The organism is Zhenpiania hominis (assembly GCF_014333425.1).
In the GTDB taxonomy this organism is placed as follows: domain Bacteria; phylum Bacillota; class Clostridia; order Peptostreptococcales; family Anaerovoracaceae; genus Hominibacterium; species Hominibacterium hominis.
The window spans coordinates 15,736-31,419 of record NZ_JACRYT010000022.1 but is presented as its reverse complement, the minus strand read 5'-3'; the positions used below and the strand labels follow the sequence as shown (position 1 = coordinate 31,419).

Annotated in this window: 16 protein-coding genes and 3 tRNA genes; 1 reads left to right on the top strand and 18 read right to left on the bottom strand. The window is 41.8% G+C overall.

The genetic code is table 11. The features are described from left to right. Window positions 1-3 precede the first annotated feature (3 nt). From H9L42_RS14190 to H9L42_RS14165, 6 genes are all read right to left on the bottom strand, one after another. Entirely contained in the window at window positions 4-1,008 is a 1,005-nt protein-coding gene (locus H9L42_RS14190; protein ID WP_187304066.1) for a M14 family zinc carboxypeptidase, read from the bottom strand. 39 nt (window positions 1,009-1,047) lie between these two features. Further along, window positions 1,048-2,778, bottom strand: coding sequence for a fibronectin type III domain-containing protein (locus tag H9L42_RS14185; RefSeq protein WP_187304065.1), 1,731 nt, complete (start codon window positions 2,776-2,778; stop codon window positions 1,048-1,050). Window positions 2,779-2,787: 9 nt separating this feature from the next. Further along, entirely contained in the window at window positions 2,788-3,993 is a 1,206-nt protein-coding gene (locus tag H9L42_RS14180) for a hypothetical protein (RefSeq protein WP_187304064.1), read from the bottom strand. Between the two features lie 622 nt (window positions 3,994-4,615). After that, on the bottom strand, window positions 4,616-5,251 hold the full coding sequence (locus tag H9L42_RS14175) for a hypothetical protein (protein ID WP_187304063.1): 636 nt from the start codon (window positions 5,249-5,251) through the stop codon (window positions 4,616-4,618). 154 nt (window positions 5,252-5,405) lie between these two features. Next, window positions 5,406-6,098 carry a M15 family metallopeptidase gene (locus H9L42_RS14170; RefSeq protein ID WP_187304062.1) on the bottom strand — a complete coding sequence of 231 codons (693 nt, stop codon included), beginning with the start codon at window positions 6,096-6,098 and terminating at the stop codon, window positions 5,406-5,408. A gap of 95 nt (window positions 6,099-6,193) precedes the next feature. Then, window positions 6,194-6,892, bottom strand: coding sequence for a YjjG family noncanonical pyrimidine nucleotidase (locus H9L42_RS14165; protein ID WP_187304061.1), 699 nt, complete (start codon window positions 6,890-6,892; stop codon window positions 6,194-6,196). Window positions 6,893-7,050: 158 nt separating this feature from the next. Between H9L42_RS14165 and H9L42_RS14160 the strand changes: the two genes are divergently transcribed. Then, complete coding sequence (locus H9L42_RS14160) at window positions 7,051-7,431, top strand: helix-turn-helix domain-containing protein (RefSeq protein WP_187304060.1); 381 nt, start codon at window positions 7,051-7,053, stop codon at window positions 7,429-7,431. A 90-nt stretch (window positions 7,432-7,521) separates the two neighbouring features. On the opposite strand, the gene H9L42_RS14155 is transcribed toward H9L42_RS14160, so the two are convergent. The 12 genes from H9L42_RS14155 to H9L42_RS14100 all read right to left on the bottom strand — a co-directional run bounded on the left by H9L42_RS14155 (window position 7,522) and on the right by H9L42_RS14100 (window position 15,462). Further along, window positions 7,522-7,848: a DUF4143 domain-containing protein gene (locus H9L42_RS14155; RefSeq protein WP_243235803.1), complete on the bottom strand. Its 327-nt coding sequence runs from the start codon at window positions 7,846-7,848 to the stop codon at window positions 7,522-7,524. 402 nt (window positions 7,849-8,250) lie between these two features. Further along, window positions 8,251-8,787: a GNAT family N-acetyltransferase gene (locus H9L42_RS14150; protein ID WP_187304059.1), complete on the bottom strand. Its 537-nt coding sequence runs from the start codon at window positions 8,785-8,787 to the stop codon at window positions 8,251-8,253. A gap of 10 nt (window positions 8,788-8,797) precedes the next feature. Then, window positions 8,798-9,430, bottom strand: a complete 633-nt coding sequence (locus tag H9L42_RS14145) for a GyrI-like domain-containing protein (protein ID WP_187304058.1) — start codon at window positions 9,428-9,430, stop codon at window positions 8,798-8,800. Between the two features lie 355 nt (window positions 9,431-9,785). After that, the gene (tenpIN, locus tag H9L42_RS14140) at window positions 9,786-10,268 is read right to left on the bottom strand and encodes a type III toxin-antitoxin system TenpIN family toxin (protein ID WP_187304057.1); all 483 of its coding nucleotides are present in this window, start codon (window positions 10,266-10,268) and stop codon (window positions 9,786-9,788) included. Between the two features lie 230 nt (window positions 10,269-10,498). After that, complete coding sequence (locus tag H9L42_RS14135; RefSeq protein WP_187304056.1) at window positions 10,499-11,701, bottom strand: ATP-binding protein; 1,203 nt, start codon at window positions 11,699-11,701, stop codon at window positions 10,499-10,501. 320 nt (window positions 11,702-12,021) lie between these two features. Next, entirely contained in the window at window positions 12,022-12,459 is a 438-nt protein-coding gene (locus H9L42_RS14130) for a hypothetical protein (RefSeq protein WP_187304055.1), read from the bottom strand. 7 nt (window positions 12,460-12,466) lie between these two features. Then, the gene (locus H9L42_RS14125; protein ID WP_187304054.1) at window positions 12,467-13,207 is read right to left on the bottom strand and encodes a helix-turn-helix domain-containing protein; all 741 of its coding nucleotides are present in this window, start codon (window positions 13,205-13,207) and stop codon (window positions 12,467-12,469) included. A 108-nt stretch (window positions 13,208-13,315) separates the two neighbouring features. Next, entirely contained in the window at window positions 13,316-13,729 is a 414-nt protein-coding gene (locus H9L42_RS14120) for a DUF3788 domain-containing protein (RefSeq protein ID WP_187304053.1), read from the bottom strand. Window positions 13,730-13,934: 205 nt separating this feature from the next. Further along, window positions 13,935-14,564, bottom strand: a complete 630-nt coding sequence (locus H9L42_RS14115; protein WP_187304052.1) for a CatA-like O-acetyltransferase — start codon at window positions 14,562-14,564, stop codon at window positions 13,935-13,937. Window positions 14,565-15,163: 599 nt separating this feature from the next. Then, window positions 15,164-15,239 (bottom strand) — tRNA-Met (locus H9L42_RS14110). A 15-nt stretch (window positions 15,240-15,254) separates the two neighbouring features. Beyond that, a tRNA-Leu gene (locus H9L42_RS14105) sits at window positions 15,255-15,343 on the bottom strand. 44 nt (window positions 15,344-15,387) lie between these two features. Continuing rightward, a tRNA-Asn gene (locus tag H9L42_RS14100) sits at window positions 15,388-15,462 on the bottom strand. Between the last annotated feature and the right edge of the window lie 222 nt (window positions 15,463-15,684).

Here is a 15,684-nt window from a genome sequence, read left to right as displayed (position 1 = left end):
TATTCACAAATACAATTCGACAGTCTTCTCGAGCATCAACTTATTCTTTTTATAAATAGATGAAAAAGACTTGTGTTTCAACGGGGCAACTTCTTTTCCTGTCTCAATACAGACATATGGTGTCTTCATCGTCTGAATTATATACCGTTCCAAATCGCCGCCTGCGCCATAGCTTTTGCTCTCATCAATACATCGGTAGCCCGTATTCTTTCTTGCAAGCTTCGCCAGTTTCCAGGCTTTTTTCCGTAGTCCACTATTTCCTTTCGCGCCCCAGTAGATTTGTTCTCCCCGTGAATGCCAATTGATACAGGCCTTTACATTTGGCAGTCCCTTCAGAAGCTTCAATACTGCTCTGGTTTCTCTCTCACTTTTTTCCTTTTTCCCCGGATACCGCTCGCTGGAAGGCTTTCTAGCTTCTTTTTGCCTTCCCCATTTCGCCGGAAAATTCCGATTCACATCCACGCCTCTTGCATTGGCTTTCCATCTGCTGTATCCGCCCTGGCGTTCCATCCTTTTGATTTTCTTTCGCAACTTTTTATTTCGTATCTTTTCCGGCCCGTACTGACTGATGATAACTCCGTCCGGATTAACCATCGGGATTGCGTACACCGCTACCTCATTAAATAGCTCCTCATAAGTTTTCTTTTTATATGTTCCTGTCTTGTAACAAGATAGATACCGCTCTAGCATTTTCATCAACATTTGACAGTTAAGCCATTCTCTTCCGTGGATCCCCGCCTGCACAACGATCTGTTTTTTGGCCTTTGGATTTCCCATGCGCAGGCAATAAATCTGTCTCTTGTCTGCCGTTTTCCCCAAGGATTCCAGGGAAACAATTTCCGGATACTCCTTTACGAAAGCGTTCAGATCTGCCTGCATGTCCTTGTAACTGTATTTTTTGTCCTTTGCATTTACGATCGCAGTTGATGCAAATGTCTCAACCGGGTAGAACAACAAGGTAAATACACAAACGATCGCCAGCAGAGCTTTGACTTTTTGGTAGTTCATCTGTCGCACCTCTTGAAATTGAAAGAGTTTATATGCAGGTTACCGTACTTTTACTCTCTTCACTACACTGTATCCCCCGTAAAGTTTTGTCTTTCCAACCTTCTTATACGCCCGAACTTTTACATAATAAGTTTTCCTTGCTTTCAACTTTTTGATGGTTCTCTTCACAGTCTTGTTCTTACTGATAGTGATGTTCTTCTTCCCTTTTTTGAACTTTTTGTTCTGGGCGTAAGTAATCTGGTAGCCAGTAGCTTTCTTATCCCGCTTCCAGCTGACCGTCATGCGGTTCTTGCCTTTTTTCACTTTCAGACCCACGGTTTTCTTCGGCTTCACCGTGACGGTAACGTTCTTACTTGCTGTATTGTAGTTTGCGGTCGCCGCCGCTGTGATCGTGATGATCGCTTTACCCGGTCCCTTGAGAGTGACGCGGCCGTCGCTGCTTACAGTGGCAATTTTCGTATCGCTGGATTTGTAGGATAGCTTTCCGCCACTGGTCGCTTTTGCCTCCAGGCTGAATGGCTTGTTGCCATAGGTTTTGGTGAAGTTCTTTGCCGTAATTTCCGTAACTTTTTTAGCGACTGGTTCCACGGGCTTTTGTGGGGTTACTGGTTTTTCTGGCTGCGGCAGGTCCAGTTTCACATATTTAATTCCGTGTTCTTCTGCATATTCTGCTGCTGCAGAGTTATCTGAATATCCATAAATAATAAAATTGGGAGTTAATCTATAAACATCCTCATAGTAACCCAACTCAGGGTTATATTCATATCCTTCTGAATACCCTACCCCACAGGTCCCGATTTTGGTAACGCTGTCTGGAATCACCACACTTTTAATCTGGGGTTCACGGAGTGCTCTTATTCCAATTTCGTTTACTGTATAGACACCATCGAAGTAGGATTCTTCAGAGGTTATCGTCAGAGTCGATGGAATCTCCGCATGGATTTCCAATGTTTGATCCTCATACCAGGTCCAGTCGTTCAGTCTTGCTGTTTTGGTCTCTGCATCAATCGTATATATGGCATCACCTAAACAATAGCTGTCATAGCCAATTTGCAAATGAAAGAGAACTCTTTTTTCACCTGTAAGCTCCGGATGCTCCACAGAAACACAAACATCTCCGCGACTAAGTGCGGTTATTGTATTCCCAACAAAACTTACTTTTCCCCTGCTTTGTTCATCCTCTATTACCTCCTCTTCCACACTCCAAATCCATTTATTCTCATCCACTATCCGTTCTGGAACAGTTAAAACATTCAACTGAATTGTCTCTCCTACATTCATCTCGCGAAGATAGCTGTACTCATCTATGTTATCCGTTATATAACACCTGCAGGCATCGCCAACATATAGAGCGATCTGCATCGTTTCACTTCTGTCATTCTCATTTTTTGCATGAATATAGGCAATCCCATCTGTAAGGCCTCTAACCTGAACACCCTCTTCCGTTGGTTCAGACATTTCAACAACTTTTTCGTCGCTATATTGGTCATTGGAATACCATTTCCATTCTGTCTGAATCGTTTGATCGCGATCTTGATTACTATCAATTTTCAGATCAATCACATCACCTTTTTTGAGTTGTGCATAATAGACTACATCATCGTCTTCCGCATATGGATCTTTCTGAAATTCTCCACTCACAGGTGTTATAAAATAATATTTCCGTTCTGAAGGAAGTTGCTCGGACTCTTCTGCCAGAGCATATACAGGCATTACAGATGTTATGAATAGCATAACCAGCGATACTAGAATACTGACTCTCTTTTTCATATTACCCTCCTATCGCCGTTTTGATACAATTTTTGAGTAGGTGCCCTTACATGCATATCCATTTACAGATTTATAGGAGCACACCTTATAATAATACTTTCTTCCCTTTTTCTTTCTCTTCTTGTCAATATAATAATTACATTTTGGATTCTTGATTGTTTTGATACATTTATATCCGCTCTTTCTTTTGGTGGAACGATATATTTTATAACCTGTAATGTCGCGTCTCTTCTTCCATCTCAGCTTAATATTTTTCGCTCCTTTTTTGGAAGCCTTTATTCCTAAGATTTTCTTCGGCTTTTTGGTAAAGCTGATTTGATACTGCCCGCGGATGCTGGCGGTTACTTTAAAAAATGTAGTCCCGGCGGGGATTCGAACAAGCACAGTCTTTCGCGTTTTTTCGCCAATGGTAATCCCATCATCAATACTTCCTGTGTAATATGCATTACGAAAAACTTCCCGCGGTTTTCCATTGCCTTTATACGCATCGACATACAAAGCCGCACCGCCGGAATTAATTGGCTTGGAAAAATCAACGGTGCGAACCGTCATGTAGTAATCGGTCTTTGCGCTCGTTTTTATACGGAAGAAATCCTGATCATAAGTAACATTACTATTTGTACCATAAGTATCACTTTCCATCAGTCCGTAATAAATCTTACCGCTTGTCACTGGTGTTGCTTGACCCATATAGTCATTTGGCTCTGTGAAATTTTCCCATTCAACTGTTTTAAATTGCAGTTTGTAATTTAATTTTTCATGGTACGGTCCTGAAACATCCAAATAATAAGTACCCTTCGACAAATAGTGGCTGCAGGACCAGTAACTGTACCCTCTGTTTTCGTCATAACCTATCGTTTCATCTACGATGCTATGTTCTAAATCTTTCGATTTGTAAATCTCATAATAAAATACGTTGGAATTTTGTGGGTCCGTAGACTGAGAATACCCGAATGAAGTGACAGTTATCTTGCTTCCTTTCGTCAGTGTAAACCTAAACCAGTCATCTTCATCCGCATCTTCTGTCAAAGTTCCATTCAACGTATTTCCAGTCGCCACTGAAATTGGATCCGCGGATCCAATATAGTCGTTGTTCTCCGTTTCCTGCTGACTGCTGCTTGCCGCTGCCACCACACTGATACCGGAAGGGCCAAAAACAGTGGCCAGCATTGCCATTGCAATTAACAGGCTTATCCATTTTTTCTTAAGTATCATTTGCGTTTCTCCTTTCCGTTCCGACACGATGTAAATTTCAAATTTAAATATCATTTACATATAACTCACAAGTACTCATCACATTCTCATTACCATTTTACTATAAATTTTCGCTCTTTACCGATCTGTTTGTTACATTTTACCGCCTGATTGTTACCATTTATAACCCAATCAGGTGTTTTGAGCATAACAAACATGCCAGACACTTTTCTTTACCACGCAGCCTCCGTAACACCATCATTACAACCTTCGCTTTCTTCCACCTCTTCTCTCACCAAAACTCTGTGTCCATTCCCTCAATCGCTTCCCCCGGACACATTTTTTCGTATTTTATGTGTCCAATCAAACCAATCGGAAGTTACCATTGAAATTCCGCAAGTGAACTTCTTTATCCCTCTTAATTGTTTCTAAGTTTCAAACAGTTCCAACAAAATTCAATCTTTTTCGGCAAATTTCGACACAGTCCCAAGTTAGATAAAACAAACTTTTTGTTCCCACTCAGAAAAAAAAGAGCTTTGGCCACAAAAGCTGTTCTTACAGCCAGTCACCAAAGCCCTTTCGTCCTTATACACAATACTGAGGAAAAGCTTCCCCTAAGCAACCGCAAGTTGCTCCATTTCTCTCACACAAACTCCGCCCGTTCCTTCCAAACCGGCCGATACAGCTCAAACAGCCGATACGCTTCCCGGCAGCTTCCCGCATCGCCGCTGATCCAGTTCACCTGAATCCCCTCCGCCCGTACCCGAACACTTTTGGTCCGATCCTTTTCGTTCTTCCGGTTCTGCAAAGCTTCTACATCTTTAACGGCAGCTGTTTCTCCCAAATCTCCCGCTGAGATCCGTACTGAATGGAAAAGCGGCCTGGACTGTTCGCCCGGATGGACCGGAATGCTATAGTAGTAATACCCATCGTCTTCCGGCACCCAGACGCCTCGTTTTCGCTCCTGGGGGCTGGGATTTTCCACAATTGTATCCGATACCAATTCGCAGCGCTCTTCGGATACTCCGCCGGCGGACGCCGCCCCGACATCCGGCATCTGAATTTCCACGCGGATCCACATATCTTTGCCGCCTCCGTTAATCACCTGTTTTTGCGTATTCATAGCAATCGCGGCGAGAGACATTTCCTCTTCAATCTCCGCTACACTACTCGCCGAAAGCCCGGGCCCTTCCCGGAACCAGGTCGTATAGACGATCGCCGCGCTAAAGCACATCAAAAAACAGATGGCGCTAATCAGCACTCCGCTGAGCCTGTCCATAAATCACTCCCCCTGTTCGCATGGTAACGTTCTTTTCCTGATTGTACCATACCTTTCGGGAAAAGCGTTCTTGATTCGTCCCCCAAAAATCTACAGGAAACCCGAAGAAATTTAGCGTTCTTTCATCTCCGCGTTCCGTTTCCCGTCCCATACCTCATTTTTCAAAATGCTGGTAGTCTTTCAGAGACGCCCAGTCACCTCCCCATGTAAAGCCATGCTCCCGAAAAAGCCGATAAACATAGTCCCCTTTCTGTATCATCTGCTCCCGGTATTTTCCCTCACACTTTCGCGGATCCCTCTGTGTGTAAGCGCTGCCATTTTCCGGCTGTATTTCCGCGCCCCGCACATATGGATTGATCCGCGGATTGATGTCAATCGCCATACCATAAGCGTGTTTGGAAAGGGTACTGCTCCCGGAAATGGGCCGATAATTAAAGGCCGATGTATTGTTAGCCCGCATGGAGCGTTCATCGTCAGCATCATATTTGTCAATGAGAGAAATCTCCTGGATCGGATACGGATGCTGATAAAGATCATAAAAAATTTCTACTATATCTTCGGCGATTTCTTGATTGACAATCAATTCTCCAGCCTTCGTTTCCCCGTCAAATCCACAGTACAAAACCCGCACATAGCGAAGCTCATCCAGCGCGATATTACTGTTTTTTCGGTAGGACTTTCCTTCAATGCGCGATCGGACAGAAGCGTCAACCGGCCCGTAGGAAAATCCTGCTTTATAATACACGGTCTCTCCCTGGGCTGGAGCAGCACTTACCGGAGCAAACCACGACGCGGCGGCCGTAACGGAAAGGATACCTGCGATCACAAGTTTCAGCGCGCTTCCCATAACCTGCCCCCTTTCTCTTTCACAATGCTTCCCGCTTTCTACCTTATGCGGAAAATGCTGTCTTTATACCGGAAATTTTGTACTCTGCCAAGCAGTTATTCCGCTTTCGATATCCCGCGCAGCAGCGGCCCTATTTCTCTAAGGCTCGCGATTTCGTAATCCGCGGCCGGACCGCTGTCATTAGGCAGCCTGCCGGGGTTAAACCAGATCGTCCGGATCCCCGCGTTTTTCCCGCCTTGAATATCCGATGTAAGGCTGTCTCCGATGATCACGGCTTCCTCTTTCCGAAACCCGGGGATCTGTTCAAAGCAGCGATCAAAATATTCTTTTGCCGGTTTATTGCTTCCCATTTCTTCGGAAATAAAGATTCCCTGAACATATTTTTTCAGGCCCGCGCTTTTAAGCCTGCTCCTCTGAACCGCCGCCGTGCCATTGGTTACCAGATATAAATTGTACTTTTGATACAATTCCTCCAACAGTTCCTCCGCCCCTTCCATGAAAAAGTGGCCGATTCCCAAAAGTTTCTCATAAATCCGCGCCGCCTTTTCCGGTGAGCAGTCCGCGCCGATTTCCTCAAACAGCAGGCGGTATCTCCTGACTTTCACTTCGCCCCGGCTTAGCTTGCCCTGCTCCAGCAGCTTCCATTGCGCGAGATTCAACTCACTATATCTTTCCAGGATCGTTTCCCCTGGCTCAATCCCTAACTGCTGTAACGTCTTTGTCAGGGCGTTTTTCTCTGCCTTGCTAAAATCCAACAATGTATTATCTACATCAAATAAAACAGTCCGAATCATGATTTCATTCCTTTCGCGTCCCTTTCCTAATATTATACTGTGTTCCTTATCGTTTGTAAAAGGTCTGGCGGCCAGTATATCGGTACGAAATACCAGTATTTCAGCCTGTCATTTTTGGTTAGATCCATCTACTATAAAATAGTAATGGAGGAATGTTTATGAATCTTCGCGAAAATTTTGCAGTTAATATGAAGACAATCTTTGAACGCAGCAATCATTCTCTTACTGAATTCGCAGACGAACTTTCCATTTCCCGATCCTCTTTGCAGGACATCCTGAAGGGAAAGAGCAATCCCACCCTCGCCACAGTGGAATTGATCGCGGAAAAACTGGATGTCAATCCCCTTTCTCTGCTTTCGTTTTCCGAAGAGGAAATCCAGGCGGCGTTTTCTCTGACACAACTCCTCGACTGGCTTTTCGAACTTTCCGAGGAGAACAGGGCTCTTGCGGCTAAAGCCGTTAAGACCTTTCTCTTCGCCTGCCTGGACAAAGCGGATCCGGAAAAAAATTCTGACAAAGACGGCAATTCCCGCAAATAGGCTTCTGCCCGTTTGCGGGAACCTGTTTCCACTCCGTATTCCGCTGAAAAAAAGCCAGAAAGCCACCTGGCCTTCTGACTCATTTTTTGATTATAAAAAGGGAACCATGTAGATTGGCAGACAAATGATATCCTCGTCTTTTCCCAGCTCCTTTGTATAAACCAGATATTTATGAAGGATCCGATCGGAAAACTTTTGCGAAAAAGCATCCAGCGATGAGTGTGTTTTGTATCCGGATGATTTGACTTCAATTGGACAGATTTTGTTTCTTCTCGCCAGCAGGAAGTCGATTTCATAATTCCGACGGGTCCTTTCTATTTTACGTTCTTCGCTGGGAATCAGTATATCTTTTACATTCCGTTTAATGGAAATCAGGGAACCCGTCTCTATATAATCATATCTGTGAATCTTTAACAAGAGATTTTATCGCCTGACGAGCAAGCGGACACAACTGAACTTCATCAAAAATTTTTCCTTTTAAACATAGATTGACTCCCTCTACAAAATCGCTGTTTTTATTCTTTTATTTTACCGCAAAATCGCTATTTTTATGCCTCTTGGTTTGCGGGAGTCCTTTTCATTCTTCTATCTCTATATCTTGTATCCCAGACTTGTTTTCTGCAACACCTTGCTGCTGATTGCGCCGAGTCCCATACGAAACAGCGCGCCGCCGGCGAAACACATCACAACGTTCCTAATTGTGGAATCCGGAGCGAACAGACCTTGCCCATTTCGAAAGTGCCTGCCGCTCCCCTTCATAATTTACGCACCATAATACATTTCTGCGCGGTTTCTTCCATTGCCTTAAATCCGACTTTTTCATACCTCCTGACGGCAAAGTTCGCTTTCCGCACTGCCAGAGAGATCCGGAGAATACGTATACCGCACTTCCCGCAAAGTTTTTCCACCAATCGAATCCTCCATAAAATTGCCGGAAAACAAGAATCCCATTTTCTCATAAAACAGTCGCGCACGATGGTTTTCCTCCAACACCCACAGGAAAACATCGTGAAACCCCATTTCTTTCAATTCACGAATCGCGGCTTTCAGCAGGGCTTTGCCATATCCCCTGCCTACATATTGGGGCAGAAGGTAGAGGGATATAATCTCTCCCCATGATGCAAACTGTTCAAACCGGGACTTGCAGAAACTTGTTGTTCCAATAATATGGCCTCCTTCGATGCAGATCAGCGTATGCCAATCCGGCTGATCCAAATACGGCGCCCAGCGCCCTTTTGGTATCGAATCCAGATAGGTCTGCGGGACAATTCCCTTATACGCGCTTTTCCAGCTTTCTTCATAGATCCTGCTGATGTCCATTCGGCTGTCGCCTGGACGAATTCGTCTGATTTCCATTTGATTCCCCTCACACCTTCCTTATCGGATGCCGGATCACGGTTTTCCGTTTCTCGGGCGCCACCCTTCTTGCATCGGAAAGATAGATTTCATGGTGCATGCGCTGATCGGTAATATCCAGCGCGTACCCTTCCTGTTCCATAAACTCGTGCATGCGCGCAACCGTCTTGGGTTCATCGTCGTATGGGCCGATGTGCATGGACTGTACACACAAGCCCTCGTCATAAGTGAAAAACTCCACCTTTGAATAATCCGTTTTCTTTTTCCTTGTGGCTTCTTCAACCGCCCAGTCAAAATCTTCCTTTGTGACAAAATCGGGCAGCCGAATGACCGAGATCCACTGAAGTCTTTCCTTATGCGCATAGTCGATGCCCTCTGTCCCTTCCTGCCACCAAAAGCCCTCCAGCGGCGGCACCACATAATCAAAATACCCTTCAATCCGATGATCGCCTTTTTTACTCATCTTGATGGTAAAGGCAATGCCATACAAAAGCCCGATGGACTGCTTGTACTCACCATCCTCCGCATTCGGATCGCCCTGGCCTCTCACCGCTATAAAGTTCATATCCGGCACTGTGACGATAGACGGCTTATTTTTCGGCATATAAAATTCCTTGTATTCTTTCTTGTAATCAAACGCCATTGCTCTATCTCCTTTTCTGCGACTCAATATTTCCATCATTATAACGGATTAAAACTTAACGCATACAGGTCTCTCCGTCATTCCTTCAAAAATTGTCCAATTTGCAAATCACTTCGATTTTGGACACGTTTTTTGGTGTCTGTATATTTAATCACCTGTTTTTTCTGCCTGTTTGAGGCGATTACGGGCTGTTTGGCGAAAAAATCTTCCCTCTTCCAGCCGGGCTTCCTCAAAAAACGTGTCCAAATGGAGGAAATTTTAAAAATTGGACACCTTCCAGGGATATCTGTAAGAATTTGTTTTCAGTCCTTTTCATTTCATTCATCCCCTATTCTATCCCCAATTAATTCCTTTTCTACTTTATACCCAATATATCATGGAAATTTTTAAGTGTAGAATATCTATATTTTCTTCTAAATGTAGCTTCCGGTAATACCTTTTTACCATTACAATGATTTATATATGTATCTAAATACGCATTGGCTTGTTTCACAATTTTATTTATATTTTTCCTTGTTTCTGTAAACTCATCGGGGTCAACAATGGCAGGGCTGGAATCTATATATGACAGATCCTCTAATATTATCATTTTACTGTAGTCAAGCCCTGAGCAATGGGATTTGGAACGCTTTGTATGCTTAAACAGATATGCTTCCTGATGTCTTATTTCAGTTCTATATGGAATACATATAAAGTATTCCCATTTTGTTTCAATCAAAAGGCAATTATATGGTCTTTGTTCCTTTAATAAAATTTCTGAATCTTTCTTGCCAATAAATTGAGCAAAAAAAGATTTTGATAATTTATACACCTGGTAATCAAACTTATCCGCATCCATTATAAAAGCTCCTACAAAAAACAAACGAGAGGAATAATTCCTCTCGTAGATATATCATCGCTCGGTTATTTTTTGTTTACCGACGAGTCGGAACCGTCACTCGTCATCATCGCTCGGTTATTTTTTGTTTACCGACGAGTCGGAACCGTCACTCGTCATCATCTACGATGATACTTCTCTTGTTATTATTATACGTATGAACTGAAATTATGTCAATCTTTTATTAAGAATTACAAATTTTCATTGCCAAATAACCATCGAGAAATATCTTTTATAAGAATCCCCTCATATGTGTATGTCTCATGCTTTGTTCTGGCAAGAATCATTTTCGGGTATGCGTCCTTAATACTCAGCAAAGGTTCATACTCTCTTTGAAAGGTTTTTTCGCTGCTGATATCATCGCTGACCTGAATATACAGTAACTCATTCCTTTTTTTTGCAACAAAGTCTATTTCTTTTTTGTACAATTTACCAACATATACTTCGTAGCCTCTTCTCAAAAGTTCAAGACATATGATATTCTCATATACCCGGCCGTAATCCATATTCCGTGTTCCCAAAACTGCCTGTCTCAAACCGGTATCACAGAGATAATATTTCTCCGATGTCTGGAGATATTTCTTCCCGCGTATATCATATCTTCTGATATCATAAAACAGAAATGCACTACAAAGGTACTTTATATACTTTCCTATCGTCACATGATTTGTGGCAACTTGATTCGACTGCAACGTATTGCTGATTCTGTTAGGCGAAGTTAGATTACTGATATTATCCATCAGATACTCTGAGAGCATATCAAGGACAACCGTATCAGGTAAATTATATTTCTGTATCAAATCGCGATGGAGAATCGTATCATAAACTTCTCTTATATACCCCATCCTATTCTGCGTATTTTTATAGAGATACGATCCGGACAATCCTCCCTGCAGCACATAATCATCAAACAGCTTATCCACATCTTTTTCTGTGTCGTAATACGCGCAATACTCTTTAAAGCTAAAGGGAAACACATGGATCTCCATATATCTTCCTGTAAACAGTGTTGCAAGATCCGCGCTCAACAAAAAAGCATTTGAGCCGGTAATATAAATATCATATTTTTCTTTTGCATGCAGACTGTTGATTGCAAGTTCAAAGCCGCTGCACATCTGTACTTCATCCACAAAAAGATAATTTTTCTTCCCACTTTCATATTTACTCTCTACGTAGTCATAGAAAGCATGGTATTCCTTCAGTGTTTCATATTTCAAATCCATAAAGTCAATGAATATGATATTTGCATCCTTATCAAGTTTAACTTTTTCAATAAACGCGGCAAGAAGTCTTGATTTTCCGCAGCGCCTTACTCCCGTAATGATTTTAATATCAGGAGTGTCTTTTAAATTAAAAAGGCGCTCCATATAATATGGCCTGGAAATGATTTTCATATAGCCCTCTTACTTTCAAAACTTTATTTTTTTTCATTTTTTGAAACCGATTATATTTTACTATAAATAGCATTCGCGTACAATAAAAAATATATTCTTCCTTAAAATGTGTAGCGTCTGTTTCACAAGATTTGTCCTGCCATCCACAAACGTCAAACCGCCATACGATTGACCTGTCAGAAACAAAGCCTTATCCGCAAATATTTTTTGAGAAAACTTCCGGAATACGTTCTGTAATAGAAAAGATGTTCGAAAAAAATGGAATGCCAAATCACGTTTTTCCTTTTCTCTGGCGACACCTGCTGTCATTCCAACCAATGTTATTCAAAATATCCACTCAAATAATCAGCAGTACCCTCACTCACTTCAAAATCCATGACCAAATCACTAACCTCAAATCTGATATAGGAATTCTCATATAAGGTAATCGTCGCAATATCAGAGAAAGTTCCATCCGTATCCGTTTGTCCCAATTTGATCGTCTCTTCTTGCGCTAACCCAAAAGAACCGATTTCTATAGCTTCATCTGGTAACGATGTCAATTTCCACTGCTCAAAATCCAGAGAGTGAACAAAATTCTCAATACCTTCTTTGGAAGTAATTGTCTCAATAACTTCCGATGTATTGGGAGAGATAACAGCTATTTCCTGCGCTTTTGAAATATCATCCCCATAATCAAAAGCATTTGTATTTTCGTCGGCTTGACAGCCACAAAGAAGTGTCAGTATTAACGCTAATATAATCCATATTTTTTTCATAATGCCCTCATTTTCTTTTCTGCTGATAAGTTTCATTCATAATAAGCAATCGGTAAGCTCGAACAATCCCCGACATATAGATGCATAAAAATGTTCCGATTCCCGCAATAATCATTCCCGTAGCGAGAGCAACTGTATCTGCGAAGATCAATTCTGCTGGAACAATTAACGGAAAAAACAAAAAGCCTAATGCGATCAAGGCAATTCCGAGTAAGTTAAATAGTTGCAGGAATTTCTTTTTCTCCGCGTATGTTGTATTAAGTTCTGCTTTTACAAGCTTATCAAACAACAACGGTTCCTTCCAGAGTTTTCTATAGGGATTATCTGTTAATTTGACAGAGAACAAGAGTATAATTCCTATAATCAGTATCAGCATAAACAGGAGCATGGAAATATCTGAAAACATAAACGAGAGCGCAAGGCTTCCAACCATCATACCTACGGCAACCGCGATTTTAAGAAATTTTCGTTTCTGATACAAAAGGAAGCCCTCTGCCATTTCCCGGCTTACATAGATTCCTTGTTCCGCAACAATTTCCGGTGTCTGTATACTATCCTCATTCAATAAGTAGTCAAGTGTCACATTAAAAATTTTACTCATGCGAACAATCTTTTCTGTTTCTGGATAGCCATTGTCACGTTCCCATTTGCTGATAGCCTGTCTGGATACTCCTAGCTGGTAGGATAGTTCTTCCTGTGACAGCCCGGCTTCTTTCCGCAGCTTTTGTATTTTTTCTCCAAAGGTCATATCTGCGTCCTCCTTTTCGCTATCAGTATACGGTTTTTATCGATAGCACACAACCAAAATACGGTTGCAACTACGCAACAGAGGGTTGCAACCGCAGGATGATAGCTGTTATTTTTTATTTGGCTTTCTTTTAATACCTAGTAATTTAATAAAATCTTGAAACATTGATGTATCGGTCGGTTCATACATTACCCATTTACCATCTCGATAGGTTTTAGCTTCATCATAGATTTTCTGGACTTGTTGAGAATAATCATTACGTTCTGTTTCAAATTTTGCTCTCTCGTCTTTTCCAAAGATAATCATAAATCCTATACAATTTTCTCTGGCATATAACGTACAAAGCGTTTTACCACCTCGACGATATTTATACTCATAGGTCCATGCCTTTCCACCTTGATTCCATAACCGTTCCATTTCATACTTTTCGTCAATTAAAGCGCATAGTTTATTCCATACATCATATAAGGATCGTCCTACCAACGCCGTCATTTCCTCTGCATCAGGTATTTTATCAAGCATAATTTTTTCTCCATTTTTTACTTAGACTTATTTTTTATCGGTTCTCCGTTTTCATCCACTCCTCCCTCGAGCCATGCCATAATACCAAACTTGCAGAAAGGGCATATAATCGCTTCTTTGTAAACTTCTTGCCTGCAACGCGGGCAAAGAACATATTCTTCTTTCCTGGTATTTTCCATCTGTTTATCACTTTACAACTTCAGATTTAGCATTCATTCAAAAGTCTTTTCAGTTCTTCCACAAATTGTCCGATATGCACACCATCTACAAATGAATGATGTGCCTGCACGGAAATTGGAATCATGATTCTTCCATCTTTTTCATAATATTTTCCCCAATCAAAAAGAGGTGTTGCATTATCTTTCTTTCCTGAGTTTGTGTGTGATATATGAGTATATGTAACCCAAGGCATTGGAGAACATTGGAAAACATCGTTTCCTAATGGCCCTGTGAAATATACTTTTTGTTCTTTGGCTGTTTTTGCTGCCAACTCACAGTATTCTTTCAAATCATCTAACATTGGAACATTTACTACTTTGAACAAGCCCGTATCCTCATTCAAATAAGTAAAGGCGGTGTCTATTTTGTTATAAAGGGCAACTTTTCCATCTACAAAGCGATAACGAAAAGCCTCTATATGATTGGCACATTTGCATACTGCATATACCATAGCTAATGTAAAGGATAATCCTTCTTCCTTAACCATGAGCCTAAAATTTGTAATATCCGCTTCAAATGTCACACAAAAAGCAGGTTCAACACTGTTTCTAAATACGGCGCAGTGCATTGCCCTTTCCCATGCTTTTTCATCTATTATCTGATATGAATTAGCCATATATTACCCCTCCAAATTCTCACTTGTCTTTTTCAATATTATAGCGTTCATTCTGGAAAAATACAATAAAATCGGGTAGGGGAACAGTATCAGGTTGTTGTGGAGTTTTTTGGTTCGAAAAAATATGTTGGGGTGGCTCGCAGATAGCGAGTCATCTTTTTTAATGAAAAGAAAAGCATTAGAAGCCTGAATCCTGTAGAATAAAGCTGCAGAACCATCACAAGCAAAGTCCATAATTACCGTACTCAACTGGTAAAAGATGTTTCTTAGAACTGACCGATGAGCAGACATGACTAAAACAGAATATGAAAAGCCAGTGAGCTACCGTGCAAATATTATCTTTTAGTGCCCTGATGTCCGTAAAACCGATCGAAAAGAATAAACATGTTCTACAGTAAACGATCTGTGGGATACTCCCGTAGGAGCCGATGAAAACAGCGTTTTTTCAAAAAATGAAAGAGGCTCTGAAATCCTTGGAGTATCCGCCACCCCAACATTTTTAACAGAGCCATTTTATCTATAACAGGTAGCTGCAGATTGCCGTTTATTGAGACGCAATAAAAAACCTTGGAATGATTAAAATTCCAAGGTTATATCCATGGTTGCGGGGACAGGATTCGAACCTGCGGCCTCCGGGTTATGAGCCCGACGAGCTACCAACTGCTCCACCCCGCGATATTAAATTGAAATTGGTGCCGAAGACCGGGGTCGAACCGGTACGATCGGTAAGGATCACGGGATTTTAAGTCCCGCGTGTCTGCCAATTCCACCACTTCGGCAAGTTCTTCGGAAGAACCTGCTTCCGAATGTGTACTATTTGAATTGGCTCCAAGGGTGGGGCTCGAACCCACAGCCTACCGGTTAACAGCCGGTTGCTCCACCATTGAGCTACCTTGGAACAATATCTTCTGTTCTGACGACGAAAATTATTATACTACAAAGTCTGCTTTTCTGTCAACTGGTTTTCAAAAATATTTACCTACAATTATAGGAAGTCTCCCATACTTTTGTGGCCAATGCAGTCTTTCATTCATTCGGGAACAAAAAGTTCACTGACACTAACTTTTTGCGCAGTCGATTATTGTCGAAACGCGTCAAAACAGGGCGTATTTGTTTAAAT